The following is a 26467-nucleotide window of genomic DNA, read 5'->3' as shown; positions in this document are numbered from 1 at the left end:
CATCTCATGGGGGAAGGTTCAGTCGGCGTGTCTTCGTGGGCTGCGGCAATGTCCTGGTGCGAGCACCTTTGAAGCCGCCGCGGTAGCGGGCCTCACGCCCGTTGCGGGACGGCGGACGAGCTCAGAGCTGGGTTTCGCCGCCGTCCACGGCCAGCTCGATGCCGGTGGTGTACGTGGCGTCGAAGGCGAGGAATGCGGCCGCCTCGGCGAACTCTTCGACGGTGCCGTAGCGCTTCATGGGGTTGCTCGCGGTCCGCTCCGCCCTGAACTGGTCGGCGGCTTCTCCGGACAGGTTCATCGTTTCGAGAATCCCCGAGTCGATGGGGCCCGGGCTGATCGCATTGACACGGATTCCCCGCGGAAGCAGCTCGCGGGAGAAGGTGCGGGCCATCGAGCGCAGCGCCGCCTTGCCGGCCGCGTAGACACTGGTGTCCACCATGCCGATGACGTTCGCGATCGAGGTGGTGAGGACGATGCCGGCGTTGGCGCTCAGCAGCGGGGCGAGCTTCTGCACAGTGAAGAAGGCGCCCTTGACGTTGATCGCGAACAGCTCGTCGTACGCGTCCTCGGTCGTCGACTCGAGGGGCGTGAGGGGTGAGATGCCGGCGTTGACGAACAAAGCCTCGATCGAGCCGAGCTCGCTCTTCACCCGGCCGGCGAGCATATCCAGGTCGGACATCGTGGCCACATCCGCCCGGACGGCCACGATATTCTCGCCGAGCCGCTCGCGTGCCGCATCGAGCTTGGCCTGAGAACGGCCGGTGATCACCACGCGGGCTCCGCCGTGCACCAGCAGCTCCGCCAGCGCGAGCCCCATGCCGCTGCTGCCACCCGTGATCGCCACATTCTTGTCGCTGTACTTACCCATGACCGAGGTTGCTCCGTTCCGTCATCAAAAACATGTCGATATATCTGGATGTCGCTGTTCACGAGGCGAATCAGCCGAGGGTCTCGATCTTCATGTCGCCTGTGGTGACTGTGCGGATGTGATCGCTGGCGAGCAGGCCGTGCGGATTGCCGAGGTCGATGGCGCTGATCTCGTCGAGGCGGGCCAGCTGGGAAGGAGTGAGGTCGACCTGCAGGGCACCCAGGTTGTCCTCCAGCTGCCCGATGGTGCGGGCGCCGATGATGGGTGCCGTCACGCCCGGGGCGTTCAGGGTCCAGGCCAGCGCGACCTGGGCGGGTGTGCGGCCCAGCTCGGAGGCCACCTCCTTCACCGCATCGGCAATGGCAAGGTTGCGGTCGGTGACCCATCCCAGGGCGACGTTGAGGCTCTTGCGGTTGCCGGCGGTTTCGCCGACGACGGAGCCCGCCGGCTTCTGGTCCTCCCGGCTGTACTTGCCGGTGAGCACCCCGCCGCCCAACGGGGAGAAGGGGACCACGCCGAGTCCCATCTCGCGTGCCATCGGGATCAGGTCACGCTCCGCGGTGCGCTCGATCAGGCTGTACTCGGTCTCCAGCGCGACCAGTGGCGACCAGCCGCGCAGGTCGGCGATCGCCTGCATGCGCGACACCTGCCAGGCCGGGGCGCTGGAGATCGCCACGTACAGCACCTTGCCCTGCCTCACCAGGTCGTCCAGGCCGCGCAGGATCTCCTCCACCGGCGTCCTGAAGTCCCATACGTTCACGTAGAGCAGATCGATGTAGTCGGTGTTCAGCCGCCGCAGACTGGCTTCCACCGACGCCCGCATGCTCTTGCGGTGGGTACCCCCGGAATTCGGGTCACCGGGCCGGCGCAGCGTCGAGTACTTCGTCGCCAGCACCATCTTGTCGCGGTTGGTGCGGGCGAATTCGCCGAGCAGTCGCTCGGAGCTGCCGTTGGTGTAGGTGCTGGCGGTGTCGAAGAAGTTGCCGCCGAGCTCGGTGTAGCGGTCGAAGAGCTTGCGCGCCTCGTCGCGCTCGGCGCCCCAGCCCCACTCGGTGCCGAAGGTCGCCGTTCCCAGCGCCAGCGGTGAGACCCGTAGCCCGGAACGGCCCAGCAGCCGGTAAGTGTCGAGAGTGAGTGCCATCGTGTTCTCCTGTGAGGTGTGGTTCGTGGCGTTCGAGAGGTGCGGATCGGTGGTCGGCTCGCCCGGGTTTCAGGCGCCGAGCCCGTAGCCGCCGGCCACGGTGATGTCCTGGCCGGTGATGTAGCTGGCGGCGTCCGAGGCGAGGAAGGCGACTGCTTCCGCGACCTCCTGGCTGGATCCGAAGCGCTCGAAGGGGATCTTCGATCGCATGGCGTCCCGGCCGCTCCCGGACACCCCCAGCTTGTCGAGCAGCGGGGTGTCGGTGGCCCCGGGGCTCACGGCGTTGACGCGAATCCTGCGCGGGGCCAGTTCGAGCGCGAGCGAGGGCAGCATGGCCAGCAGCGCGCCGCGTGTCGCCGCCCCCACCGTGGCGCCAGGGGTGCCGCGACGGGATCCGATGCCGACGGTCAGCACGATCGAGCCGCCGTCGTTCATGAGGGGAAGGGCCTTTTGGAGGGTGAAGTACTGGCCCTTGAAGTTGAGGTCGGCGTGCTCGTCGAACGATTCCTCCGTCACCTCGGCAACCGGTGCCGGACGGAAGATCCCGGCGTTGAGGAAGAGCAGGTCCAGCGATCCGAACCGCGCCGACACCGCTGACATCAGGGCGTCGGTCTCGGAGAGCACGCGCCCGTCGGATCGGACGACGAGCACGTCGTCGGGGAGCTCGGACCTTGCTCGTGCGAGGGAATCGGGGTTCTGTCCGGTGACCGCGACCTGGTAGCCGCGGGCGTGCAGCAGCTCGGCCGCCGCTCTGCCGATCCCGGTCGTTCCTCCGGTGATGAGAGCTGTAGGCATGGCAAACCTTTCGTCGCTGAGCGATGGGAGAGACCCCCGTAATCGGGGAACTCCCCGGTTGTCTCACCGTACACTGAACCGGGGACATCCCCGAATCGTTCCCGAGCCCCATCCGACACTCACGATCGCGAAGGTCATGACACCTCCACGCAGCACCCTGCGCGCCGACGCGCAGCGCAACCGCGAGCAGCTGATCGCCACGGCCGCCGAAGCCTTCGCGTCCGGACGCGCGATCTCGCTGGACGCGATCGCCAAACGCGCGGGAGTGGGGAACGCCACCCTGTACCGGCACTTCCCCACCCGAGAGGATCTGGTCGAAGAGGTCTACCGGGACCAGATCCGGCCCTTGCGCGAAGATGCCCGCACCCTGCTGGCCACCAAGCCGCCCGCGCAGGCCCTCCACGCGTGGATGCTCCGATTCGCCGACTGGGCCGGTGAACGACGCGGCATCTGCGAGGCCCTGGTCGCCATGAGCGCTTCCGGCCGCTTCGGCACCGGACCGGTCTGCGACGAGGTCCAGCAGGTCCTGGCGATGGTGCTGGAGGCCGGCGCCACAGCAGGAGAACTGCGCAGCGACATCGAGCCGGTCGAGGTAGGCGGCATCCTCGCCGGTCTGCTCTCCGTGGCCGGTGCACCCGAGCAGCGCCCTCAGCTGAACCGCATGCTGGACGTCGTGGTCGACGGACTCAGGCCTCGCTGAAGGGCTGTGCCGCGATCCGCGGTGGATCAGCGCGCGGCGTCGGATGCTCGGGGCACCTCCCACGCCGTTCAGGCAGTGGGGGAGCATCGCACGGTGGAGGGACATCCGCATACTGGGCGTATGCGGACGTTCCGACGACGCGGCGAGGTGCCGTAGCCGGCGTCGCGCGCCCGCCGGGGATCACGGGCAGCCCTTGGGGCCTGTCGGCGGATCGGGGCGTGGTTGAGCGGCGGGGCCGATCGACCCGGGTGATCGGGGGCCGGCCGCGGCCCCCGCCTCCTGGGGTGCGGGGCGGAGGAGGGCGCCGACGCGAGGAGCCCCGGCGCCGGCTGGTGTCACGCCGCCTGGGCCCCGAGTTCGAACCACACCGACTTGCCCTCCTTGTGCGGCAGGACGCCCCAGGCGTCGGCGAGGGACTGCACCAGGACCAGACCCCTGCCGTGGGTGTCCTCGCCCGCGACCGGTACCCGCGGCCGCGGTGTGCGGGCCACGAAGTCCCGTACCTCCACCCGCAGTCCGCGCGAGGAGACCGTCGCCGTCAGGATCGCGTCGTCGTCGGTGTGGACGAGCGCGTTGGTGACCAGTTCGCTGGTGAGCAGCTCCGCCACCTCGGAGGTGTCCGGCCGCCCCCAGTGGCGCAGCAGCTCGCGCAGCGCCCGGCGCGCCTCCGACACGGCCCGCAGGTCGGCCCGGCCCAGGCGCCGCCTCAACTGCGACGCCGGTATGCGCTCGGCGGCGCCGGCGGCCTCTTCCCCCACCGTCTCTCCCGAGGAGGCCCCGACCGTCACGGGACCGCCCCCTCGTGTCTGACTCTTCATCTCCCCCGCCCGCGTGCCGATGTCGGTTCCCCTCCAGCTCGAACACGTTCACGGGAATCCATGCCCCGTAGGACACGCGGCAGTCATGTCGAATCGTCAACGACCATATGTTCGGCCACGGTCGCGCGAATCCGGCCCGGAGGGCGGCGCCCGCCCGCGGACCGGCCGTCTCGGAAACGGCCGCCCCAGGACGCCGGGTCCTACGGCCGCGGTACGTTGCGCAGATTGGAGCGGGCCATCTGCACCATCCGGCCCACCCCGCCCGCCAGCACGATCTTCGAGGCCGACAGGGCGAACCCGGACACCATCTCCGCGCTGATCTTCGGCGGGATGGACAGCGCGTTGGGGTCGGTGACGACGTCGACGAGGGCCGGCCCCTTGTGCCGGAAGGCGTCCTTCAACGCTCCGGCGAGCTCCTTGGGTTTCTCGACCCGGACTCCATGGGCGCCGCAGGCGCGCGCCACGGCGGCGAAGTCGGGGTTCTTGATCGTCGTCCCGTACGAGGGCAGGCCCGCGACGAGCATCTCCAGTTCCACCATGCCGAGCGAGGAGTTGTCGAACAGGACGACCTTCACCGGCAGGCCGTGCTGGACCAGGGTCAGGAAGTCGCCCATCAGCATGGAGAACCCGCCGTCGCCGGACATCGAGATCACCTGCCGGCGGCGGTCGGTGAACTGCGCGCCGATCGCCATCGGCAGCGCGTTGGCCATCGAGCCGTGCGAGAAGGAGCCGATGATCCGGCGGCGTCCGTTGGGCGAGATGTAGCGGGCGCCCCAGACGTTGCACATTCCGGTGTCGATGGTGAACACCGCGTCGTCGTCGGCTACTTCGTCCAGCACGGCGGCCACGTACTCGGGGTGGATCGGGACGTGCTTGTCGACCTTCCTCGTGTACGCCTTGACGACCCCCTCCAGCGCGTCGGCGTGCTTCTTGAGCATCCGGTCCAGAAAGCGCCGGTTCGTCTTCTCCCGTACGCGCGGGATCAGGCAGCGCAGGGTCTCCCGCACATCCCCCCACACGGCCAGGTCGAGCTTGGACCGTCGGCCGAGGACCTCCGGCCGCACATCGACCTGGGCGATCCTCACGTCGTCCGGCAGGAACGCGTTGTACGGGAAGTCGGTGCCGAGCAGGATCAGCAGGTCGCACTCGTGAGTGGCCTCGTAGGCGGCGCCGTAGCCGAGCAGGCCACTCATCCCGACGTCGAAGGGGTTGTCGTACTGGATGAACTCCTTGCCGCGCAGGGCGTGCCCCACCGGTGACTTGACCTTCCCGGCGAACTCCATCACCTCGGCGTGCGCTCCCGCGGTGCCACTGCCGCAGAACAGGGTGACCTTGCCGGCCTGGTCGACCATCCGGGCGAGCCGATCGATCTCGGCGTCGGAGGGCCGGACGGTCGGCCGGGAGGTGACGATGGCGGTCTCGGCGGCCTTCTCGGGGGCGGGCTCGGCGGCGATGTCACCGGGCAGCGCCACCACGCTGACCCCGCTGCGGCCGACGGCGTGCTGGATGGCGGTGTCCAGCAGCCGCGGCATCTGCCGCGCGCTGGAGATCAGCTCGCTGTAGTGGCTGCACTCCTGGAACAGCCGGTCGGGATGGGTCTCCTGGAAGTACCCCAGACCGATCTCGCTGGAGGGGATGTGCGAGGCGAGGGCGAGGACCGGGGCCATGGAGCGGTGGGCGTCGTACAGGCCGTTGATGAGGTGCAGGTTGCCAGGGCCGCAGGAGCCGGCACAGGCCGCGAGCCGCCCGGTGATCTGGGCTTCGGCGCCGGCCGCGAAGGCCGCGGTCTCCTCGTGCCGTACGGTGACCCAGTCGATGGCGGCGTTGCGGCGGACCGCGTCGACAACCGGGTTGAGGCTGTCCCCGACGACGCCGTACAGCCGCTCGACCCCGGCGCGGACGAGGATGTCGACGAACTGCTCTGCGACGTTCTGCTTGGCCATGGTTCTCGGATGCCCTTCGGTCTGCCGCGGATCGTGCGGTCTCCTGCGGGTCCTCTGGGTCCATGAATTCACAGACTCCGCGCTCACGCCTCCCAAACGGCCGCGGCCGTGCGATCGTCGGCGTATCCCTTGACCCGCACCTGTGTGTCCGCCAGGAACGCGGCGAGGCCGGGCACGGGGGGAACGGACGTGGTGGCGACGGGCACGGAGGGCACGGCCCACCGCCGGGCGAGACGCGCGCGCAACTCGGCCTCGCCGCGCAGGGGGTCGGCCAGGCCCGCCGTACACATCAGCAGCGTGTCACCCGGGTGGGCCATGGAGGCGCGGAAGCGGAAGGGTTCGCGGGGCGGCTCCAGGGCGGGGGCGTGCGGGCCGGCGACGGGCGTGACACCGAGGTCCATGGTGAGCCGGTCGCCCTCCGGGGTCTCGGCGGGCCCCGACAGCGGTCCCGAAGGCCACGGCGACCCGGGCGGGCCGGGCGGCCCGGGAACGTCCGGCTCGAGGTCCTGCCACTCGCCGTCGCGCAGCCGGAACAGCCCGCCCGCGCCGACGCCGAAGAAGACGCGCGCACGGCACGCGGGGTCGGCGGGCAGCAGCAGACAGCGCAGGGTGGCCGCGTACTCCTCGGGTTCGATGCCCTGTTCGGCGGCGGCGGCCCGGAGTCTGCCGAGGCTGCGGTCGGTGAGGCGGTGCAGGCCCGACTTGAGTTCGCCGCGCCGGGCGGCCCGGATGTCCTCGGCCAGCCGGGCGTGGCTGCGGCCCACGGCCCGCGCGATCCACCGGCACACGTCGGCCGCCGCGCGGTGCGCGGCCGGTGCGGCACGGGCGCCGGTCGCCATCGCGACGAGGACCAGCGCCCGCTCCCCCTGGCCGAAGCGCGCGGTGAGCAGCGCGTCCCGGCGCGGCTCGCCCCGGTAGCGGGGAGAGTCCCCCCGGATGGACACGGCCCGCAGCGTGCAGGTCCCGTAACGGGCCCCGTCCAGCACGGTGTCCGGCACCAGGTCGTCGAGCTCGTCCGGGTCCGCCGCCGGAAGCGCGGTGGGTTCGGCGTCGTAGGTGGGCGGCCGGGACCCCACGTGGGCGACGGTGAGTGGCGCGGGAGCGTCCGGGCCGGGGGCGGTCGGGGACTCGGACGGGAGGGGGTCCGAGAGGGCGAAGTCCGCCAAGTCCGGGTCGGGGCCGGGGTCGAAGCCCAGGTCGAGATCTGTGTCGAGGTCCGGGTCGACATCTGTGTCGAGGTCTGTGTCGCGATCGGATTCGGGAGCGGGAGCGGTGCCGTTGCCCGGGGCGGCGCCGGCTTCCGTCTCGGCGCCGGTGTCCCTCTCGGCGCCGGTGTCGAGGGGCTCGGGTGCCGGGTCCGCCGAGGGGGGCCACGACCGGTCCCCCGGGGTCCGCTCCCACCAGTCCGGGGCGGGACCAGGCATGCCGGGGGCGTCCGTGACCGGGCGCTGCGGGGGCGGTGGCGCGTCCGGCCGATCCGGCGCCGCGGTGGAGGCCGGCGCGTCGGGCGGTGCGTCGGTCGGCAGAGCGGCTGGTGGGGCGGTGCGCGGTGCGGGTACGGTCGCCGGCCGTACCGGCTCGCGGGGGCCGTCCTCGGGCACCGCCGGAGCCTCGGGCCCCTCGGGCGGCAGCCGGTCGTCGGTCCACTCGCCGGTCCCGGCGGCGGTTCGTTCGCGGGGCCCGTCGCCGGCCCGGCCGCCGCCTTCGGCGTCCGCCTCCGGGTCCGCTCGGGTGTCCCTCCGGTCCTCCGAGGGCGGTCGGCCGCTCCGTGCGGTTCCCGGCGTCCGCCCCAGGGTTCCGGACGCCGAGGCGAAGCGGTCGTCCAGGGAATCCGGCGCGGCCGTGGGACCGGTGTCGGCCGTGGAGTCGTCGTACAGCTGTGCCCACCAGTCGTCCTCGCGACCGGTGGGCCTTCCCCCCTGCTGACTCATGCCGCCAATTGTCCACCGCACAGGCCCGTTGAAAACGGGGCAAGCGGAAAATCCGGCCGGTGGCGGGCCGTGAACGGCCCGCCGGGTGACACCTCGAACACGCACCCGAAGAGCACGTCCGGAGAAAAGCCGCCGGACGGTCCCACCCCCCACGGGAGAACCGCCCGGCGACACCAGGTGACCCGGAAGGCGGGTCACGGTCCGGACGGCCGAAACGCCGCCGTTCGACGCGCCCCGCGAGCGCGGCCCGCGGGGTCGGTATCGAGGCGGCATCCGCCCGGTCCGGCCGCGGCCCACCCCTCCCGGCCGCGGCCGCCCCGCGTCGGCCCGCCGGGCGCCGCTCGTGTCCGAGCAGGCCAGGCCCTGCCGGCCGAACACCGGGACGCCGCCGGACGCTTCGGTCCCGTCACCTTGCCAGGATCACCGGGAGTACGGCGATGATGTTCGGCGGCGGGTTTGCGCCGTGGCTGTTTTCCGCCACAGCCGACACGCGCCGCTGTCGGGTGTGCCGGAGGTCTGGAAAGGGAGGGTCGGCAACTGATGCTGGCAGCGATAGGTCTGGACGAGAGGCACGAGTCGGCGTACCGGGCCCTGGTGTCCGTGGGCGCGTCCGACGTGCCCGATCTGGCGCGGCGGCTGCTGCTGGCCGAGCACGAGACCGAACGGGCCCTGCGCCGCCTGGAACGGCACGGACTCGCGGCCCAGTCCTCCGCCCGGCCCGGCCGCTGGGTCGCCGCGCCGCCCGCGGTGGCACTCGGCGCGCTGCTCACCCAGCAGCGGCACGAACTGGAGAAGGCGGAACTGGCCGCCGCGCTGCTCGCCGAGGAGTACCGGGCGGCGGCCGCCGAGCCCGCCGTGCACGATCTGGTCGAGGTGGTCACCGGCGCCTCCGCGGTCGCGCAGCGCTTCCTCCAACTCCAGCTCGGCGCCGCGGAGGAGGTGTGCGCCCTGGTCACCGGCAACCCGGTGGTCGTGTCCGGAACGGAGAACGAGGCCGAGGAGCAGGCGGCCGGACGCGGCGTGAGCTACCGGGTGGTGGTCGAGCGCGCGGTGCTGGACCTGCCCGACGGCATCACACAGCTGACCGCCGCGCTCGGCCGTGACGAACAGGTCCGGGTCGTCGACCGGGTGCCGACGAAGCTGGTGGTCGCCGACAGGACGCTCGCGATGGTGCCGCTCACCGCGCGCACCGCCGATCCCGCGGCGCTCGTCGTGCACGCCAGCGGGCTGCTGGAGCTGCTGTCCGAACTGTTCGAGTCGGTGTGGCGGGACGCGCTGCCGCTGCGGCTCGGCGCCCACGGGATCACCGAGGAGCGCCTGGACGGCCCCGACGCCACCGACCTGGAGGTGCTGTCCCTCCTCCTGGCCGGCCTGACCGACGCGAGCGTCGCCAAACAGCTCGACCTGGGTCTGAGGACCGTACAGCGCCGGGTGAAGCGGCTGATGGAACTGACCGGGGTCACCACGCGGCTGCAACTGGGCTGGCAGGCCTACGAGCGCGGCTGGGTGTCCCGGGAGCGCCACTGAGTCCCCCCGGGACGCCCCTGATTCAAGGGGCGAGCGCGCCCTCCAGAGCGAGCAGCCGCACCTTCCGCTCCAGGCCGCCCGCGTACCCGGTCAGCGAACCGTCCGCGCCGATCACCCGGTGGCAGGGGCGCAGCAGCAGCAGCGGGTTGGCCCCGATGGCACCCCCGACGGCCCGTACGGCGGCCCGGGAGGCGCCGATCCGGGCGGCGATCGCTCCGTACGTCGTGGTCGCCCCGTAGGGGACGCTGTCGAGGGCGGCCCACACCCGCTCCTGGAACGCGGTGCCACGGGCGCGCAGCGGCAGGGAGAACTCCTCCAGTTCCCCGGCGAAGTAGGCCCGCAACTGCTCCTCGGCGGCGCGGAACCGCCCGGGGTCGTGCACCCAGTCGTCCCGCACCGTGCGGCCGCCCTTCTGGTCCGGCACGGACAGGGAGGTGAGCGCGCCGGTTGCGTCCGCGGTGAGGAGCAGCGGTCCGAGGGGGCTGTCGAGCCGTGTCCAGTACGTCGTCGTGGGCAGGTCGGCCGGCGTGGTCGTGGTCATTGTCCCGGTCGTTCTCCTGGTCGTCGTCGCGGTCGTACGCGTGGTCGCGGTCGTTCGCCTGGTCGTTGCCGCGGTCGTACGCGTGGTCGTTGCCGCGGTCGTGGTCGTCGGCTCGGGAGCCGTCCCGGTCGCTGCGGTGTTCATGCTGTCCTCGACTCCCTTGCGGTGAGCAGGTGTTGCGCGGCGTACGAGCGCCAGGGGGCCCAGCGGTCGGAGGCGGGCACGCCGGGCGGGGCCACGTCGGGGTCGCCCAGCGCGCGGGTGCGGATGGCGACGAGCGCGGTGGTGTCCAGCCCGGGCAGGGCGCGCAGCGCGCGGTGCGCCCCCTCCCGGTCGGCACCCGGATCCAGCCGTAGGGTGCCGTCGGCGAGGGCCGTGGCGAGGGCGCCCAGCGTGCCCTGCGGCCCGGCACCGGCGAGGGCGGCCGGCTCGGGGAACAGGTGGGTGAGGGTGCCGCACGGTGCGTCGAGCGCCTTCCCACGGCGCCGTACCAGTTCCTCCGCGGCCCTCGGGTGCAGCAGCGCCCGTACCGCCGCCTCGTCCGGGTCGGCGGCGCCCGGTGAGCGGAGTCCCGGGCGGGCCGCGACCAGCGGGGCCAGCCGCGGGTCCGCGCCGAGCCGCTCGTCCACGGCGTAGGGGTCGGCGTCCAGGTCGAACAGCCGTCGCAGCCGCTGCACGGCCGTCGTCAGGTCGCGCGGGTCGGTCAGGTGCAGCCGGGCCTCCAGCCAGCCGCCGGGGTGCGCCACGGAGCCCGCCCGCGGACCGCCGGGCCGTTCGTCGACGGCGACGATCCCGGTGCCGTAGGGCAGGCGCAGGGTGCGCCGGAAGGTCCGGTCGCCGGGCGTGCCCCGCATCTCCTCGACACCGGGCACGGCCTCCCGCTGGAGCAGGTCGAAGACCGGACCGGCCTGGTAGGGGCCCCGGTGGGCGAGCCGCAGCGGGATCCCGGCGGTGGGCGCGGCGGCCCGGCGGTGCCGGGTCCGGGGCGCGGCGGCCCGCACCTCGCTCGGGGTCGCCGCGTACACGGTGCGGATGGTGTCGTTGAACTGCCGCACGCTGGCGAACCCGGCCGCGAACGCGATCTCGGTGACCGGCAGGCCGGTGGTCTGGAGCAGGACGCGCGCGGTGTGTGCCCGCTGCGCCCGGGCGAGGGCCACGGGACCGGCGCCGACCTCGGCGGTCAGCTGCCGCTGCACCTGCCGCGCGCTGTAGCCGAGCCGCGCGGCGAGTCCGGCGACGCCCTCCCGGTCGATGACGCCGTCCGCGATCAGCCGCATGGCGCGGCCGACGGCGTCGGCCCGGACGTTCCACTCGGCGGAGCCGGGCACCGCGTCGGGACGGCATCGGCGGCAGGCCCGGAAGCCCGCGGCCTGGGCGGCCGCGGCCGTGGTGAAGTACCGCACGTTGTGCCGCTTCGGGGTCACGGCCGGACAGCTGGGACGGCAGTAGATCCGGGTCGTCTCGACGGCGAAGAAGAACTCGCCGTCGAACCGTCCGTCCCGGCTGCGCACCGCCTCGTACCTGGTGTCCTCGTTCATCACGCTGTCCAGTGTCCGACCGCGGCGAGGGTGCACGCTGGCGGGAATCGGACATGACGCTGCTGCCGGGGGCGCCCAGAGGCCCGGGCGCCCCCGGGGCCGGACAAGGCTCACCGAGGGGCGGGACGGAAAATCACGGTCCCGTCAGTGCCATCGGCCCCGCTTCGCCTCCATCGCCGCCCGGCCCTGCGCGCCCTTGCGCTTCCAGTCCCGTTTGATCTCCGCGCGGACCCGCGCGTCGGTCTTGGCGACGATCCACTGGTTCTCGCGCACCAGCTTGCGGTAGCTCTCCAGCCGCCGCTCGGGCAGCTCACCGGAGTCGATGGCGGCGAGCACCGCGCAGCCGGGTTCGCTGCCGTGGGCGCAGTCGTGGAACCGGCACCGCTCGGCCAGTTCCTCGATCTCCGAGAACACCTGGCCGACCCCGCTCCCGGCGTCCCACAGCCCGACCCCGCGCAGCCCGGGCGTGTCGATCAGCACACCGCCGCCGGGCAGCGCGAGCAGGTTGCGGGTGGTGGTCGTGTGGCGGCCCTTGCCGTCCATGTCCCGGGTGGCCCGGACGTCCATCACCTCCTCGCCGAGCAAGGCGTTGGCGAGGGTCGACTTGCCGGCGCCGGACTGCCCGAGCAGCACGGAGGTGCCCTGCGAGACGGCGGCGACGAGCGTGTCGAGGCCGTCCCCGGTCAGGGCGCTGACCGGCAGCACCGTCACCCCGGGGGCCGTCGTCTCCACGTCCTGGACGAGGTACGACAGCCCCACCGCGTCCGGTACGAGGTCGGCCTTGGTCAGCACGACCATCGGCTGGGCGCCCGACTCCCAGGCCAGCGCCAGGAACCGTTCGACGCGGCCGAGGTCGATCTCGGTGGCCAGGGAGACCGCGACGATGGCGTGGTCGACGTTGGCGGCGAGGATCTGCCCCTCGGACCGCTTGGAGGAGGTGGACCGCACGAAGGCGGTGCGGCGCGGCAGCAGCGTGCGCACATACCGCGGATCGCCGCCGTCGGGGTCCACGGCGGCCCAGTCGCCCGTGCACACGACTTTCATCGGGTCACGGGGGACGACGAACTCCGTGTCCGCGCGCACCGTGCCGGCCGGCGTGACGAGATCGCACTGCCCCCGGTCGACCCGGACGACCCGGCCCGGCACCAGACCCCGCTGTGCGTACGGAGCGAACTCGGCTTCCCAGCCGGCGTCCCAGCCGTACGGGGCCAGCGGGTGCGACGAAGCCGAACAGGGCGAAGAAGAGGAGAGATTCAAGGGGAACCCTTCACAAGGGCGGCCCCGGCACAGCGCTCACAGGCGCGAAGAAGGATGACGAATGGTCAGCCGGAGACCGCGGAGGTGGAATGGATGCTCTTCTGGTCGCGGGCAACGCCCATCGCAAAGACAGCCATCGGTCACACCTCCCGTTCGTCGCACAGCCGGCAGCGGCGGCCGACGGCCGCCTGCGAAGCGGTCCTGACCTTAGAGCGGCACGCACGCGAGCGCCACCGAATTAACGGCCGCCGATCGCCGAACGGCCCGGGAACCGCCGGCGCGCCTCGGTGATCCACGGCGGGCGCCGGTCTGTGCTACGGTTTCGGGGTTGCAGTTGCGGTACCCATGAACCTATGTGCGCCTGATTGGAATGTTCCTTCAGGCGCATTATTTGTTTTTCCGGCATTTTCCGGATGGGGCCTCTGCCTACAGAAGGAGAAATGTCATGGCACAGGGAACCGTGAAGTGGTTCAACGCCGAAAAGGGTTTCGGCTTCATCCAGCAGGACGGCGGCGGCCCCGACGTCTTCGCTCACTACTCGAACATCCAGACCCAGGGCTTCCGTGAGCTCCAGGAGGGTCAGCGCGTCTCCTTCGACGTCACGCAGGGCCAGAAGGGCCCGCAGGCGGAGAACATCGTCCCCGCCTGATCGCCGGACGCGCATCCGCTCACCGTGGTCCGCACCGTCATGGTGCGGACCACGGTTTGTGCTGTTTCCAGGAAGGCAGACCACCGCATGTCCCGCATGCCCCAGAAGTCGAGGCGACGTGCCTCGTCGCCCCCGCCGCCCCCGTCGTCCGCAGCGTCACCGAGGGAGTTCCGGCTGCCGCGGAGCACCACGCCCGCGCTTCCCGCCGTGGAGGACTTCGCGGCTCTGGACATGCCCGCGGCGCTGCTGAAGACCCTCGCCGCGCAGGGCGTCGTCACCCCCTTCCCCATCCAGGCCGCGACGCTGCCCAACTCGCTCGCCGGCCGTGATCTGCTGGGTCGGGGACGTACCGGCTCCGGCAAGACCCTCGCGTTCGGGCTCGCACTCCTGGGCCGCACGGCGGGGCTGCGCGCCGAGTCCAAGGCGCCCCTCGCCCTGGTGCTCGTACCCACCCGTGAACTGGCCCAGCAGGTGACCGATGCGCTGGCCCCCTACGCGACGGCGGTCGGCCTTCGCATGGCCACCGTGGTCGGCGGGCTGTCCATCACCAAGCAGGCCCACACGCTCCGGCGCGGCGCCGAGGTACTCGTGGCGACTCCGGGCCGGCTCAACGATCTCGTGGAGCGCGGGGACTGCGTGCTCGGCGACGTACGCATCACGGTGCTGGACGAGGCCGACCAGATGACCGACATGGGCTTCCTGCCGCAGATCACCAGAGTGATCGAGCGCGTACGGCCCGACGGACAGCGCATGCTCTTCTCGGCCACCCTGGACCACAACATCGACCGCCTGGTGCAACGGTTCCTCACCGACCCCGTGGTGCACTCGGTGGACCCGTCCGCGGGAGCGGTGACCACCATGGAGCACCACGTGCTGCATGTGCAGGACGAGACCGACAAGAAGGCGGTCACCACGCGCATCGCCGCGCGTGACGGCCGGGTCATCCTCTTCCTCGACACCAAGCGGTCCGCCGACCGGCTCGCCAAACGGCTCCTGGCCGTCGGTGTCCGCGCGGCGGCACTGCACGGAGGCCGGTCCCAGCCGCAGCGCAACCGCACGCTGGATCAGTTCAAGCACGGCCAGGTCACCGCTCTGGTGGCGACGAACGTCGCGGCCCGCGGCATACACATCGACGACCTCGACCTCGTCGTGAACGTCGATCCCCCCACCGACCACAAGGACTACCTGCACCGGGGCGGCCGCACGGCCCGCGCCGGCGGCTCCGGCAGTGTGGTCACGCTGGTCCTGCCCGACCAGAAGCGGGACGTCACCCGGCTCCTGTCGGACGCGGGCATCCGCCCCCGGACGGCCCGCGTCAGGTCGAGCGACGCGGAACTGGCCACCATCACGGGCGCCCGCGAGCCCTCCGGCGTGCCCGTCACCATCGAAGTCCCCCAGCAGGCGACCCCGGCGGCGTCCCGACCGGACCGGAGGACCGGAAGCGGGACCGGCAAGCGGTCCGGCCGGCGACGCGGCACCGGCGGCGGGCCCGGCACGGCGACCGGTACCGCCGCCAGGACGGGGAGCCGGGGCTCGGGCCGCCGGTCCGCCGCCGGTGCGGCGGCAGCCGGTGACACCCTCGCGACCAGCGGGCGAGGCTCTGCCCGCCGGGCCGGATCGTCCGATGGTGCCGTCGACACCGGCGGACGCGGTTCCGGTCGCCGGGTCCCGGGGGGTTCGGCGGCCGGCACCGCGTCCGGCGAGCAGGGCCGCGGATCGCGCCGGCGAACGGCGGCCGGCGAGGCCGCCGGCACCGGCGGTCGCGGCTCCGACCGCCGAGGCGGGCGCCGCACCTCAGCCACCTAGTTGCTGTCCGGAAAGGTTCACCGGCTCGCGGCGCCCGGCACGACGCCGGACGAGGTCCGCCGCGTCGCCGGCGGCCGCCGATCCTCAGGACCGGGTCACCGGCCGGCTGTCGACGCCTGGTGTGCGTCCGCGCCCGTGCGGTGGCGTCCGTCGGCGGTGAGGGCGTGCAGGATCTCCTCGACGCTCTGCTTGGCGTCGCCGAAGAGCATGCCGCTGTTCTCGCGGAAGAACAGCGGGTTCTGTACGCCCGCGTAGCCGGAGGCCATGGAGCGCTTGAAGACGATGACCTGTTCCGCCTCCCAGACCCGCAGCACCGGCATGCCGGCGATCGGGCTGTCCGGATCCTCGGTCGCGGCGGGGTTGACGGTGTCGTTCGCGCCGATGACCAGGACGACCGACGTGTCGGCGAAGTCGTCGTTGATCTCGTCCATCTCCAGGACGATGTCGTACGGCACCTTGGCCTCCGCGAGCAGCACGTTCATGTGCCCGGGCAGGCGCCCGGCGACGGGGTGGACGCCGAAGCGGACCTCCACTCCCCTCTCCCGCAGCAGCCGCGTCAGTTCCGCCACCGGGTGCTGGGCCTGGGCGACGGCCATGCCGTAACCGGGGGTGATGATCACGGAGCGGGCCCGGGCGAGCATCTCGGCGGCCTCCGCGGCTCGCACCTCGCGGTGCTCGCCCTGCTCCTCCTCGCCGCCGGACGGCGCCTCGATGCCGAAGCCGCCGGCGATCACGGACAGGAAGGAACGATTCATCGCATGGCACATGATGTAGGACAGATAGGCGCCGGAGGAGCCGACCAGGGCGCCCGTGACGATGAGCAGGTTGTTGTCGAGGAGGAAGCCGGCCGCGGCGGCCGCCCAGCCGGAGTAGCTGTTCAGCATGGAGACGACGACGGGCATGTCGCCCCCGCCGATCGAGGCGACCAGGTGCCAGCCCAGGGCCAGTGCCAGGACGGTCACCGCGATCATCAGTGACAGGTCCGGGCTGATCGTGAACCAGACGGTGAGCGCGACGAACACGACGAGCGCGCCGATGTTGAGCGCGTTCTTGCCCGGCAGCATCAGCGGACGGGACTTGATGCGGGCGGAGAGCTTGAGGAACGCGACGATGGAGCCGGTGAAGGTGACGGCACCGATGAAGATGCCGATGAACACCTCGGCGTGGTGGATGCCCAGCAGGTCGGCGCCGATGCGGGTCTGCGCCGCGCCGTGCGCCTCCACCTCCAGGTAGCTGTTCCAGCCGACCAGCACCGCGGCGAGGCCGACGAAGCTGTGCAGCACCGCGATCAGTTCGGGCATCTGCGTCATCTCGACACGGCGGGCCCGCCACAGGCCGATCGCCGCTCCCAGCGCCATGGCCAGCACGATCAGGGCCACTGCTCCGGCGGTGATGCTCTGCGCCGCCAGCACGACCGTGGCGACCAGGGCGAGGGCCATGCCGGCGATGCCGTAGACGACGCCGGCGCGGGAGGTGCGGTGCTGGGAGAGGCCGGCCAGGCTGAGGATGAACAGCAGCGCGGCGACCAGGTCCGCAGCGTGGGAGGCTGTCAGGGAGGTCATCTCGGCTCAGCCTTTCGAGAACATGGACAGCATGCGGCGGGTGACGGCGAATCCTCCGAAGACGTTGACGCTCGTCAGGAGGATCGCGACGAAGGACAGCACGGTGACGATCGCTCTCTCGTGCCCGATCTGCAGCAGGGCGCCGATCACCACGATGCCGGAGATGGCGTTGGTCACCGACATCAGCGGTGTGTGCAGCGCGTGGTGCACCTTGCCGATGACGTAGTAGCCGATCACCACGGCCAGGGCGAACACCGTGAAGTTCCCGGCCAGTTGCGCGGGGGCGAAGGCGACCAGCAGAAACATGGCGAGCATGCCGAGCCCGATCAGGGCGAAGCGTGCCTTCGGCGTCAGCCCGCGTTGCCCGGACGGCTCGGGGTCCGGCTCGGCGGTCGGTGTCTTCGCGGCGGGGGCGGCCGACACGGACACGGGCGGCGGCGGCCAGGTGACGGTGCCGTCCCGCACCACGGTCACGGCCCGCTGCACCACGTCCTCGAAGTCGATCACCAGTCGGCCGTCCTTGCCCGGCGTGAGCAGCTTCAGCAGGTTCACCAGGTTGGTGCCGAACAGCTGCGAGGCCTGAGCGGGCAGCCGGGAGGCGAGGTCGGTGTAGCCGATGATGGTCACGCCGTTGTCGGTGACCACCGCGCGCCCCGGCACGGTGCCCTCGACGTTGCCGCCCTGGGCGGCGGCCATGTCGACGACGACGCTGCCCGGCTTCATGACGGCCACGTCCCGGGAGGTCAGCAGGCGGGGCGCCGGCCGGCCCGGGATCAGCGCGGTGGTGATCACGATGTCCACGTCCTGCGCCTGGGCGTGGTACAGGTCGGCGGCGGCACGGTCGTAGTCGGCCGAGGTCGCCCTGGCGTATCCGTCGGTGCTCGTCTCCTGGGCGACGTCCACCGGCAGGTACTCACCGCCGAGCGACTTGACCTGGTCGGCCACTTCCGGCCGCGGGTCGGTGGCCCGCACGACGGCGCCGAGGCTGGAGGCCGCACCGATCGCCGCCAGACCGGCCACGCCGGCGCCCGCGACGAGCACCTTCGCCGGCGGCACCTTGCCCGCCGCGGTGACCTGCCCGGTGAAGAACCGGCCGAAGACGTGCGCGGCCTCGATGACGGCCCGGTATCCGGCGATGTTCGCCATGGACGACAGCACGTCCATCGACTGCGCGCGCGAGATGCGCGGCACCGCGTCCAGCGCCAGCGCGCTGACGCGGGCGTCGGCGAGCTCCGTCAGCAGCTCGGGCCGCGCGCCGGGCGCCAGCAGACCCACCAGGACGGCGCCGGGTCGCAATCGGGTGATCTCCGAGTCGGAGGGGGCGTTCACCTTCAGGACGACGTCCGCGGTCCAGGCCTCGCCGATCTCGGCGCCGGCATCGACGTAGGCCTGGTCGCCGAAGCCGGAGGCCTCACCGGCCTCGGGTTCCACCACGACCTCGAAACCGAGGCCCAGCAGCTGACGCACTGTCGCGGGAGTCGCCGCGACACGGGTCTCCCCGGAGGCGGACTCGGTCACGACACCGATGCGCTGCGGTGGCTGGTGCGCGGGTTCACGTGAAGACATCTCTGGTGTTCTCTCCTCTGGGGAGGCTCTGACGGGGCATCCGCGGTCGGGCGTTTCGCCGGCCCGGTCCCCGGTGGGCACGGGCCGCAGGTGCATACCTACCCCGACCCTCGATGACCTCGAGCCCGTTTCAGGACAGGTCGTCGAAGAAGGCCGTACCCGCCTGCCCGGCGCGCCCCGGCCGGGCGTGGGCCGTCACGTCGTGGTGCAGGCGCGGCCGTCGAGGGTGAAGTCGGTCGGTGCTGAGTTGTGGTCGTGCCAGGAGGCGATGAAGCCGAAGGAGAGGGTGCCGCCGGCGGGGACGGTGCGGTCGTAGTCGGCGGCGGTGGCGGTGACGCGGGGACCGTCCTGGCGGACGGTGGCGTCCCACGACTGGGTGATCCGCTGGCCGTCGCCGAAGGTCCAGCTCGTCCGCCAGGTGTCCAGGGCCCGGGTGGTGGTGACGGTGACACGGGCGTGGAAGCCGCTGTTCCACTGGTCGGCCACGTCGTAGTGGACGGTGCAGGCCGGGGACGTGCTGCTGGACGGGTCGGGCGTGCCGGAGGGGCCGGAGGGGTCGCCGGAGCCGGTCGCGGCGGTGGACGACGAGGTGGCCTGGGGTTCCGGGTCCGGGTCGGCGTGGCCCGAGCCGGTCGCCGTGGCCCTCGGGGAGGACCGCCGGGTCGGCGACGCCGGGGCGGTGGACACGGCCGAGTCACCGGCCGAGTGCGGTGAGGGGTCCGCGGAGGGCAGGGTGAACGCGCCGTCCACGACCGGGCGGCCCTCCCCCTCGCCGCCGGCGGAGTCGTCCACCGAGCCGCCGAACGGCATCAGCGACACGGTCAGGGCCAGCGCCGACAGCGCGACCGCCGCCGCGAGCAGACTGCCGCGCACCATCCGGGCCCGGCCCCTGCCGGTCTCCGGCGGTTCGGCGCCCTCGGTGCCGGCACGCGGCGGCCCGAGGCGCACCTCGGCGGCCCGGCGACGGCGCTCCAGATAGGCGAGGCCGCCCCAGCCGATCACACCGCCGGCCAGGGCGGCGGGCAGCCCGCCGCCGTGCGGCCGGAGACAGGCCGCGGCCTCCGCGCACCGCACGCACGTGGCCAGGTGCCGGGACAGGTCCTCGGGCGCCTCGCCAGCGGGCGTGGAGCGGGTGACGGCGTCCAGCAGCCGGGCGTAGCGGCGGCAGTCGCCGTCCGTCGGGGTGTCGAGGTGGTTGCGTCGGCAGCGGTCCCGGAACAGGCCCCGGACCTGGTCCAGTTCCTCGGAGACGGTCGCCGGGTCGAGCCCGAGCCGACGGGCCACGACGACCAGGGGCAGCGCCTCCACCTCGGTCAGCCACAGCAGCGCGGCGTCCGCCTCCTGCAGATCCCGCAGTCCGCGCAGCGCCAAGGGGCGCAGCGGCGGCGGCCCCGGATAGCGGGCGGCCCGGTCGGAGCCGAGCCACAGCCGCAGATCCGGGTCGAGCCGGTCGCCGAGCCCGCCGGCCTCCCAGGAGGCGGCCGTGGTGCGTACCGCGGTCAGCATCAGCGGGATCGCGGGCAGCCGGGCCGTACGGCGGCCGCGGGACGCGCCGGCGTCGGCCGCGCGCACCTCGCGCAGCCCGAGGGAGAACGCCTCCGTGGCCAGTTCGTGCGCCTCGGCGGCCCCGGCCGTGCACAGGTCGGCGTAGGAGAGCACCGCGTCCCAGCACTCGGCCCACAACGCGGCCTCGGTGGCGTCCTTCGGGCTCGGCTGCTCGGGCATGGGTCTCCTGCGTCCACGGGCGAGGTCGACTGACCGTGTTCACAGTGGAGTTGGGGCGCGGCCTCGCGGCAGGGCCCGAGCTTCGCACGTCCCGGACACGGCTGACAAGCCGCGTATGGGATGACGGGCCGCGTGTTCGAAGCGGTGACGGCGCGCCACCGGCCCCGGGCGTGCCCCTCGCGTCCGGGAGACGGTCGGCGCCGCATCCGGCTCGCGGTGCCGGGAGACCGCACGGGCGCCCGTCCGCCGCCGGGCGCCGGTGGGTGCGCCGTCCGACCCCTTCCTACGCGCCCTTCGGCGCCGTCTCCTTCGCGCGCGCCGCGTCGTCCGCGGCGTCGGCCGCGGTGCCGTCCGCCGGCAGGCTGTCCATGAAGGAGCTGACCGAGAAGACGGCGCGGCCGGGTCCGGGCGGGCCGTAGCCGGGGGGCGAGGACAGGCCGAAGTCGTCCATGGTGGCGCGGTAGGCCTCCAGCAGCCGGATGTGGTACTCCAGCGGCGCGCCCTGCGGGTTGGCCTTGCCCAGCGGGGTGGTGGGCTCGGGGCACCACGTGGTGAAGCGGGGCGTGATGCCGTGCGACATGAAGAAGCGCAGGCCCTCGGTGGTGGAGGCGATGGCCTCGTCGACGGTGGTGAAACCGAACGGCTCGGCCATCTCCACGCCCGCGACGAAGTTGGGGATCACGTTGCGCGCCCCGAAGACGTCCGCGGAGTCCAGGATGCGGCGGTGCCACTCGTCACGGCCGACGTAGCGTTCCTTGCCGGGGCAGTACAGCTCGAACAGGCGCCGGTCCCACACCTCGAAGTTGGGGTGGTAGATCTGCACGCCGTAGTCCTTGAACCGCTGCACGTCGGCCTTGGGCAGCGCCTGCGCGACGACCTTGCCGATCCAGCGGCCGGGGAAGCGCTCCTCGATGGCCTTGGCGTAGTGGCCGTAGAAGTCGGCCTCGTCGCGGCCCGCCACCTTGGACGTGATCGCGCCGCCGGTCAGCGTGTACGCGGTGGACGCCTTCTGGGTGTCGTAGCGGTCGATGATCTCGAGGGCCTCGAGGACCTCCTCGACGTCCTTCACGCCCGTGTAGGGCCGGCCGGCGGCCTTGTGCTGGCGCCAGTTGTGGTTGATGTCGCAGTACTGGCACTCCTCCTTGGCGCCGAAGTACTGGCAGACCCGGAAGACGGTCAGGTAGATCAGGTAGCCCCACTGGATGGTGGGGGCCACCTCCATGACGGACTTCCCGTTGGCGAGGGTGTGCCGGTAGTACTCCGGCATGGGCGGCACCCCGACGTCGGCGATGCGGCGGCCGTCGAGGTAGAGGCCGAGCAGACCCTCGTCGTCGGCGGCTACCCGGTAGGGCGAGGCGGGATTCACCCGAACGGAGACGACGGTGCGCCGCAGGTCGTACGGCCCGCCGGTGAGGATGATCTCCTCCGGCGGGCGCCTGAGCGCGGCCTCGCCGAGTTCCGGCAGAGTGCCGTGGTCGAAGGAGAAGATGAAGTACGACTTCGGCTTGACCTCGCCGCTCTCGTTGTCGCTCAGCGCGGAGGGGTCGAAGGCCACCCCGCCCCGCAGCAGGTCCTCCTTGAAGACGGCCTCCCGCGGCACATGCGGAAAGCGCTCCATCAGATCCTCGACCAGCGCGGTACGGCTGCCCATCCGGTCTCTCCTCCTGGCTCGTGCGTACGACTCCTCACGGTATGCCCCCGCCCGCGGGGCGGCCGTGCCGGGTCCCCTCCGGCCCGTCGGCGGGGCGGGCACCGGGGGCCGGCGGGGCGGGTGCGCGGCGGTGCGAGGGGGCCAGGACGGGGGCCGGAGAATTAGTATGGTGGCTTGACAAAATAAGACGACATCACCGACCGTCGGGTAGGTTCCCTCGGCATACGGGCGCACGACGGGAGTCCGACGACAGACCTGGACGCCCCCGGGAGGGACGACGACATGAGCGGGACCGTGACCAACTGGGCGGGCAACATCGCCTACACCGCCGAGGAGGTCCGCCGGCCGGCCTCGGTCGAGGAGCTGCGGGCGGTGGTCGCCGGGAGCGCGGCGGTGCGCGCCCTGGGCAGCGGGCACTCCTTCAACGCGATCGCCGACCCGGGCGCCGGCGGCGTACTGCTCCGGACGGACGCGCTGCCGGCCGAGGTGGACGTCGACACGGCGGCCCGCACGGTTCGGGTCGGCGGCGGCGTCCGGTACGCGGAACTGGCCCGCCGGGTGCACGCGCACGGGCTGGCGCTGCCCAACATGGCGTCCCTGCCGCACATCTCGGTGGCCGGTTCGGTGGCGACCGGCACCCACGGCTCGGGGGTGGCCAACGGGCCGCTCTCGGTGGCGGTGCGCGAGGTCGAACTGGTCACGGCGGACGGCTCGACGGTGCGGATCGAGAAGGGCGACGCGCGGTTCGGCGGCGCCGTGACCTCCCTCGGCGCGCTCGGCGTGGTCACGGCACTCACCCTGGACCTGGAGCCGACCTACGAGGTCGAGCAGCACCTCTTCACCGAACTGCCTTTGGCGGGGCTGGACTTCGAGACGGTGGCGGGTGCCGCGTACAGCGTCAGCCTGTTCACCGACTGGCGGGATCCGGGCTTCCGGCAGGTCTGGCTCAAGCGGCGCACCGACCAGGCGCTGCCCGACTTCCCCTGGGCGGTGCCCGCCAAGGTCGCGCTGCATCCGGTGCCCGGGATGCCCGCGGAGAACTGCACCGAGCAGTTCGGCGTGCCGGGACCCTGGCACGAGCGACTGCCGCACTTCCGGGCGGAGTTCACCCCGAGCAGCGGCGCCGAGCTCCAGTCGGAGTACCTGCTGCCGCGCGCCTTCGCCATGGACGCCCTGCACGCCGTCGACCGGATCCGGGAGACGGTCGCCCCCGTCCTGCAGACCTGCGAGGTGCGCACGGTCGCTGCCGACGAGCAGTGGCTGAGCCCGAGCCACGGCCGGGACACGGTGGCGCTCCACTTCACCTGGGTGGAGGACACGGCGACCGTGCTGCCGGCGGTGCGACGGCTGGAAGAGGCCCTGGAGCCCTTCGACCCGCGACCGCACTGGGGCAAGGTGTTCACCGTGCCGGCCGCCGCGCTGCGCGCGCGGTATCCGCGTCTGGACGACTTCCGGGCGCTGGTGCGCGAGCTGGACCCGGCGGGGAAGTTCACCAACGGTTTCGTGGGGGACCTGCTCGGCCGAGGATGACCCGCCACGCCGCCCCGCGACTTCCTACAGCCCCTTTCGTAAGCCCTTGTCGAAAGGCCGCCGCAGACCATAGCCTTGCGGCGGTCTCGGCGAGGGATGGGGGCAGACGCAGTGAAGCGCACGTCACGGGACATTCGCACCGCCAACCGCTACGAGGTGCTGCGCCAGATCATCGCCCGGTCGCCCACGTCCCGCCAGGAACTGGCGGCCGCCACCGGGCTCAGCCTCGCCACGGTCGCCACGCTCGTCGGTGAGCTGCTCGACCTGCACATGATCACCGAGGTGGGGTTCGAGGACTCGGCGGGCGGCCGGCCGCGCGGCCTGGTGGCCGTCGACTCCGCGGGCGGCGCGCTGATCGGCGTGGACGTCGCGGAGACGTATGTCAGGGTCGAGCTGTTCGACCTGGCGTTGAACGTGCTCGCCCGCGCCGACGAGGACATGCGGCCCGGCGAGAGCCGCCCCGAGCAGGTGGTCGGCCACGTCGCCGCCGCCGTCGGCTCGGTGGTCGCGCAGGCCGGGGTCGAGAGCGCCCGGGTGCTGGGCGTCGGCGTGAGCGTGCCCGGCCAGGTGGACCGCGACACCGGCATCGCCGAGTACGCGCCCAACTGGGACTGGCACGACGTGCCGCTCCTCGACCTGCTCGCCGAGCACATCGCCTACCCGCTCCACCTGGACAACCCGCTGCGCGCCTGCGCGGTCGCCGAGCTGTGGTTCGGGGCCGCGCGCGGGCGGGGGGACGCGGTGGTGGTCAACCTCGGCACCGGAGTGGGTGCCGGGCTGGCACTGGGCGGCGGGCTGCACCGGGGCGTCAGCAACAGCGCCGGCGAGTGGGGCCACACCACGCTGGTGCTCGACGGCCGGCTGTGCCACTGCGGCAACCACGGCTGCGTGGAGACGTACGTCGGCGCTCCCGGCATCATGCTCAACCTGCGCGAGCTGAGCCCGCGGAGCCCGCTGCTGCACCCCGGGGACCAGACGGCCACCATCGACGCGCTGGCGCGGGGCGTCGCCGACGACGACCCGGTGGCCGTCAAGGTCGTCCGCGACACCGCCCGTTACCTCGGCGCGGCCATCGCCGACCTGGTGAACCTGCTCAATCCCGAGGTGGTCGTGCTCAGCAGCTGGGTCGCGGCCACGCTCGGCGAACCGCTGCTGCGCGAGGTGCGCGAGACGGTCGCCCAGCACGCGCTGAAACGGCCCTACGCCGCCACCGAGATCGTCCTGTCCCCGATCCCCACCGACCCCGTGTGCCTGGGCGCGGCCACGTTCGCGCTCGAAGCCGCGTTGCGGTCGGTCGGACAGCGGAACCGCAAGCGCACCACCGAATCCGCCAGGAGCCGCACCGCGCCGTCCTCCTGACGCGCACGGCCCGGCAGCGACACCCCTCTCCCGCGAGGGCCGCCACCGCTGCCCTCGCCCCTCCCCCCGGACCGGGCGCGGCAACCCTCCCCCACCTGGGCCTGCCACCCTCCCGTGGCCGAGGGCCGCCGGAACACCGACCCGGCGGCCCTCGAAGCGCCTACGCCGTCGGCGCGTTCGGTATCACGAACCGTCCGCAACGCTTCGAACCGACTTCGTCCAACCCCTTGCCGAAGCCTTAGTCGAAGAATAACGTCCCGCCACACCGCAGCCGCTATCGAGACAAGGACGTCAGCATGCCTGCATCGAGCAGCAACTGGGACCGTCGATCGATCCTCCGGGCCGCCGCGGGCCTGGCCGCCGCCGGCACGCTCGCCGCCTGCGGCAGCAACAACGGCCGGGGCTCGGGCGGCGGGTCGGGCGAGAACCTCACCCAGATGTTCCACGCCTACGGCGAGGCGGGCACCGAGCAGGCGATCAAGCGGTACGCCGCCGCGTACAAGGGCGCGAAGGTGTCCACGCAGTGGATAACCGGGTCGAACTTCGAGAGCAAGCTCTTCGCGAGCCTGCTCACGAAGAACGCGCCGGACGTGTTCGAGTTCCACCCGCAGTACCAGCTCGTCAAGAGCGGGCAGGTGGCCGACCTGACCGACCTCATCGAGCCGGTCAAGGACGACTTCAACCAGGCGGACATCGCCTCGCACACGGTGGACGGCAAGATCTACGGCATCCGTATGATCGACGACCCGCAGTTCTTCTTCTACCGCAAGTCGCTGCTGGAGAAGGCGCACATCGAGCCGCCCACCACCTTGGACGAGCTGGTCGAGGCCGCGGCCGCGCTCACCACCGACAAGGTCAAGGGCGTCTTCCTCGGCAACGACCTGCACGCCGTCATCCAGCCGCTGTTCTACTCGGCCGGCACCGACACCCTCACCGACGACAACAAGATCGCCTACCACACGGACGGCGTCGTCGAGGGCCTGAAGAACCTGCGCAAGCTCTTCACCAGCGGCGACCTGCTGCTGGACGCCCCGGCCGACTACTGGGACCCGTCCGCGCTCAACCAGGGCCTGTGCGCCATCCAGTTCTGCGGCATGTGGGCCATGCCGCAGTTCCAGCAGACCCTCGGCGACGACCTCGGCATCATGCCCTTCCCGAAGGTCGGCGCCGGCGGCAGGCCCTCCGTCTACAACGGCGGCTGGTCGGTCTTCGTCAACGCCAAGAGCAGAGACGTCGACGCGGCCAAGGAGTACGTGAAGTGGCTGTGGATCGACCAGAAGAAGTACCAGGAGGACTGGGCCCTGTCCTACGGCTTCCACATCCCGCCGCGCACCTCCATCGCCCAGTCCGCCACCAAGCTGAAGTCGGGCCTGCCGGCGGAGGGCGTGCAGCTGTTCGAGGAGTGCGGCCACTTCGACCGGATCGGCTGGACCCAGGCCATGATCACCGCGACGGAGAACGTCTTCGCCGACTGCGTCCGCAAGGACGGTGATCCTCAGGCCGCTCTCGACAGGTGCGACAAGACGGTGAACGCCGAGCTGAAGAAGCTCTTCGGATAGA

21 protein-coding genes are annotated in these 26467 nt (G+C 72.3%); 8 read left to right on the top strand and 13 right to left on the bottom strand.

Annotation, left to right across the window (positions count from 1 at the left end; all coding sequences use genetic code 11):
- Positions 1–121 precede the first annotated feature (121 nt).
- The 3 genes from ACWDUZ_RS25820 to ACWDUZ_RS25810 all read right to left on the bottom strand — a co-directional run bounded on the left by ACWDUZ_RS25820 (position 122) and on the right by ACWDUZ_RS25810 (position 2804).
- Complete coding sequence (locus ACWDUZ_RS25820) at positions 122–868, bottom strand: SDR family oxidoreductase (RefSeq protein ID WP_451634189.1); 747 nt, start codon at positions 866–868, stop codon at positions 122–124.
- A gap of 70 nt (positions 869–938) precedes the next feature.
- On the bottom strand, positions 939–2009 hold the full coding sequence (locus tag ACWDUZ_RS25815; protein ID WP_451634188.1) for an aldo/keto reductase: 1071 nt from the start codon (positions 2007–2009) through the stop codon (positions 939–941).
- A gap of 69 nt (positions 2010–2078) precedes the next feature.
- Positions 2079–2804, bottom strand: a complete 726-nt coding sequence (locus tag ACWDUZ_RS25810; protein WP_451634187.1) for an SDR family oxidoreductase — start codon at positions 2802–2804, stop codon at positions 2079–2081.
- 136 nt (positions 2805–2940) lie between these two features.
- Between ACWDUZ_RS25810 and ACWDUZ_RS25805 the strand changes: the two genes are divergently transcribed.
- Entirely contained in the window at positions 2941–3504 is a 564-nt protein-coding gene (locus ACWDUZ_RS25805; RefSeq protein WP_451634186.1) for a TetR/AcrR family transcriptional regulator, read from the top strand.
- A 335-nt stretch (positions 3505–3839) separates the two neighbouring features.
- Here the strand turns inward: ACWDUZ_RS25805 and ACWDUZ_RS25800 are convergent, their stop codons facing one another.
- From ACWDUZ_RS25800 to ACWDUZ_RS25790, 3 genes are all read right to left on the bottom strand, one after another.
- Positions 3840–4292, bottom strand: coding sequence for an ATP-binding protein (locus tag ACWDUZ_RS25800; protein WP_451634185.1), 453 nt, complete (start codon positions 4290–4292; stop codon positions 3840–3842).
- Positions 4293–4522: 230 nt separating this feature from the next.
- Positions 4523–6265, bottom strand: a complete 1743-nt coding sequence (locus tag ACWDUZ_RS25795) for a pyruvate dehydrogenase (RefSeq protein ID WP_451634184.1) — start codon at positions 6263–6265, stop codon at positions 4523–4525.
- A gap of 83 nt (positions 6266–6348) precedes the next feature.
- A complete protein-coding gene (locus tag ACWDUZ_RS25790) occupies positions 6349–8196 on the bottom strand; it encodes a protein phosphatase 2C domain-containing protein (protein WP_451634183.1) in 1848 nt (615 codons plus the stop codon).
- A gap of 540 nt (positions 8197–8736) precedes the next feature.
- Between ACWDUZ_RS25790 and ACWDUZ_RS25785 the strand changes: the two genes are divergently transcribed.
- A complete protein-coding gene (locus ACWDUZ_RS25785) occupies positions 8737–9723 on the top strand; it encodes a helix-turn-helix domain-containing protein (RefSeq protein WP_451634182.1) in 987 nt (328 codons plus the stop codon).
- A gap of 22 nt (positions 9724–9745) precedes the next feature.
- Here ACWDUZ_RS25785 and ACWDUZ_RS25780 read toward each other — a convergent pair whose 3' ends face one another.
- Complete coding sequence (locus ACWDUZ_RS25780) at positions 9746–10264, bottom strand: methylated-DNA--[protein]-cysteine S-methyltransferase (RefSeq protein WP_451634181.1); 519 nt, start codon at positions 10262–10264, stop codon at positions 9746–9748.
- Here ACWDUZ_RS25780 and ACWDUZ_RS25775 point away from each other — a divergent pair.
- Complete coding sequence (locus ACWDUZ_RS25775; protein ID WP_451634180.1) at positions 10251–10433, top strand: hypothetical protein; 183 nt, start codon at positions 10251–10253, stop codon at positions 10431–10433. The genes ACWDUZ_RS25780 and ACWDUZ_RS25775 overlap by 14 nt on opposite strands.
- Here the strand turns inward: ACWDUZ_RS25775 and ACWDUZ_RS25770 are convergent.
- Both ACWDUZ_RS25770 and rsgA read right to left on the bottom strand, forming a co-directional pair.
- On the bottom strand, positions 10405–11802 hold the full coding sequence (locus tag ACWDUZ_RS25770; RefSeq protein WP_451634236.1) for a bifunctional transcriptional activator/DNA repair enzyme AdaA: 1398 nt from the start codon (positions 11800–11802) through the stop codon (positions 10405–10407). The two genes, ACWDUZ_RS25775 and ACWDUZ_RS25770, sit on opposite strands and share 29 nt — an antisense overlap.
- A gap of 144 nt (positions 11803–11946) precedes the next feature.
- Positions 11947–13059 (bottom strand): ribosome small subunit-dependent GTPase A, encoded by a 1113-nt coding sequence (gene rsgA / locus ACWDUZ_RS25765; RefSeq protein WP_451634179.1) that lies wholly within the window; start codon positions 13057–13059, stop codon positions 11947–11949.
- A 445-nt stretch (positions 13060–13504) separates the two neighbouring features.
- Here rsgA and ACWDUZ_RS25760 point away from each other — a divergent pair, with 445 nt between their 5' ends.
- Together ACWDUZ_RS25760 and ACWDUZ_RS25755 are read left to right on the top strand one after the other, a co-directional pair.
- On the top strand, positions 13505–13708 hold the full coding sequence (locus ACWDUZ_RS25760; protein WP_028423304.1) for a cold-shock protein: 204 nt from the start codon (positions 13505–13507) through the stop codon (positions 13706–13708).
- 87 nt (positions 13709–13795) lie between these two features.
- A complete protein-coding gene (locus ACWDUZ_RS25755) occupies positions 13796–15514 on the top strand; it encodes a DEAD/DEAH box helicase (RefSeq protein WP_451634178.1) in 1719 nt (572 codons plus the stop codon).
- Positions 15515–15609: 95 nt separating this feature from the next.
- Here ACWDUZ_RS25755 and pntB read toward each other — a convergent pair whose 3' ends face one another.
- The 4 genes from pntB to ACWDUZ_RS25735 all read right to left on the bottom strand — a co-directional run bounded on the left by pntB (position 15610) and on the right by ACWDUZ_RS25735 (position 22018).
- A complete protein-coding gene (pntB, locus tag ACWDUZ_RS25750; RefSeq protein WP_451634177.1) occupies positions 15610–17076 on the bottom strand; it encodes a Re/Si-specific NAD(P)(+) transhydrogenase subunit beta in 1467 nt (488 codons plus the stop codon).
- Between the two features lie 6 nt (positions 17077–17082).
- Positions 17083–18642 (bottom strand): Re/Si-specific NAD(P)(+) transhydrogenase subunit alpha, encoded by a 1560-nt coding sequence (locus tag ACWDUZ_RS25745; RefSeq protein WP_451634176.1) that lies wholly within the window; start codon positions 18640–18642, stop codon positions 17083–17085.
- A 195-nt stretch (positions 18643–18837) separates the two neighbouring features.
- Positions 18838–20367 (bottom strand): cellulose binding domain-containing protein, encoded by a 1530-nt coding sequence (locus tag ACWDUZ_RS25740; protein WP_451634175.1) that lies wholly within the window; start codon positions 20365–20367, stop codon positions 18838–18840.
- A gap of 283 nt (positions 20368–20650) precedes the next feature.
- Positions 20651–22018 carry a radical SAM protein gene (locus tag ACWDUZ_RS25735; RefSeq protein ID WP_451634174.1) on the bottom strand — a complete coding sequence of 456 codons (1368 nt, stop codon included), beginning with the start codon at positions 22016–22018 and terminating at the stop codon, positions 20651–20653.
- A 282-nt stretch (positions 22019–22300) separates the two neighbouring features.
- On the opposite strand from ACWDUZ_RS25735, the gene ACWDUZ_RS25730 reads away from it, so the two are divergent.
- From ACWDUZ_RS25730 to ACWDUZ_RS25720, 3 genes are all read left to right on the top strand, one after another.
- A complete protein-coding gene (locus ACWDUZ_RS25730; RefSeq protein ID WP_451634173.1) occupies positions 22301–23548 on the top strand; it encodes an FAD-binding protein in 1248 nt (415 codons plus the stop codon).
- A 96-nt stretch (positions 23549–23644) separates the two neighbouring features.
- Positions 23645–24907 (top strand): ROK family transcriptional regulator, encoded by a 1263-nt coding sequence (locus tag ACWDUZ_RS25725; protein WP_451634172.1) that lies wholly within the window; start codon positions 23645–23647, stop codon positions 24905–24907.
- Positions 24908–25203: 296 nt separating this feature from the next.
- Complete coding sequence (locus ACWDUZ_RS25720; RefSeq protein WP_451634171.1) at positions 25204–26466, top strand: ABC transporter substrate-binding protein; 1263 nt, start codon at positions 25204–25206, stop codon at positions 26464–26466.
- Position 26467 lies beyond the last annotated feature (1 nt).

It is taken from the genome of Streptomyces sp. NPDC003393 (assembly GCF_053589015.1).
Note: the sequence above shows the minus strand (reverse complement) of the source record. Positions and strands in the feature narration are given on the sequence as shown.

Bases quoted from the DNA above. Each gene is read 5' to 3' on its own strand.
- pntB (WP_451634177.1), bottom strand. From the start codon at position 17,076: ATGACCTCCCTGACAGCCTCCCACGCTGCGGACCTGGTCGCCGCGCTG.
- ACWDUZ_RS25740 (WP_451634175.1), bottom strand. From the start codon at position 20,367: ATGCCCGAGCAGCCGAGCCCGAAGGACGCCACCGAGGCCGCGTTGTGG.
- ACWDUZ_RS25745 (WP_451634176.1), bottom strand. From the start codon at position 18,642: ATGTCTTCACGTGAACCCGCGCACCAGCCACCGCAGCGCATCGGTGTC.
- ACWDUZ_RS25785 (WP_451634182.1), top strand. From the start codon at position 8,737: ATGCTGGCAGCGATAGGTCTGGACGAGAGGCACGAGTCGGCGTACCGG.
- ACWDUZ_RS25770 (WP_451634236.1), bottom strand. From the start codon at position 11,802: ATGAACGAGGACACCAGGTACGAGGCGGTGCGCAGCCGGGACGGACGG.
- ACWDUZ_RS25780 (WP_451634181.1), bottom strand. From the start codon at position 10,264: ATGACCACGACCACGCCGGCCGACCTGCCCACGACGACGTACTGGACA.
- ACWDUZ_RS25815 (WP_451634188.1), bottom strand. From the start codon at position 2,009: ATGGCACTCACTCTCGACACTTACCGGCTGCTGGGCCGTTCCGGGCTA.
- ACWDUZ_RS25790 (WP_451634183.1), bottom strand. From the start codon at position 8,196: ATGAGTCAGCAGGGGGGAAGGCCCACCGGTCGCGAGGACGACTGGTGG.
- ACWDUZ_RS25795 (WP_451634184.1), bottom strand. From the start codon at position 6,265: ATGGCCAAGCAGAACGTCGCAGAGCAGTTCGTCGACATCCTCGTCCGC.
- ACWDUZ_RS25735 (WP_451634174.1), bottom strand. From the start codon at position 22,018: ATGGGCAGCCGTACCGCGCTGGTCGAGGATCTGATGGAGCGCTTTCCG.
- ACWDUZ_RS25805 (WP_451634186.1), top strand. From the start codon at position 2,941: ATGACACCTCCACGCAGCACCCTGCGCGCCGACGCGCAGCGCAACCGC.
- ACWDUZ_RS25755 (WP_451634178.1), top strand. From the start codon at position 13,796: ATGTCCCGCATGCCCCAGAAGTCGAGGCGACGTGCCTCGTCGCCCCCG.
- ACWDUZ_RS25725 (WP_451634172.1), top strand. From the start codon at position 23,645: ATGGGGGCAGACGCAGTGAAGCGCACGTCACGGGACATTCGCACCGCC.
- ACWDUZ_RS25810 (WP_451634187.1), bottom strand. From the start codon at position 2,804: ATGCCTACAGCTCTCATCACCGGAGGAACGACCGGGATCGGCAGAGCG.
- ACWDUZ_RS25730 (WP_451634173.1), top strand. From the start codon at position 22,301: ATGAGCGGGACCGTGACCAACTGGGCGGGCAACATCGCCTACACCGCC.
- ACWDUZ_RS25720 (WP_451634171.1), top strand. From the start codon at position 25,204: ATGCCTGCATCGAGCAGCAACTGGGACCGTCGATCGATCCTCCGGGCC.
- ACWDUZ_RS25760 (WP_028423304.1), top strand. From the start codon at position 13,505: ATGGCACAGGGAACCGTGAAGTGGTTCAACGCCGAAAAGGGTTTCGGC.
- ACWDUZ_RS25820 (WP_451634189.1), bottom strand. From the start codon at position 868: ATGGGTAAGTACAGCGACAAGAATGTGGCGATCACGGGTGGCAGCAGC.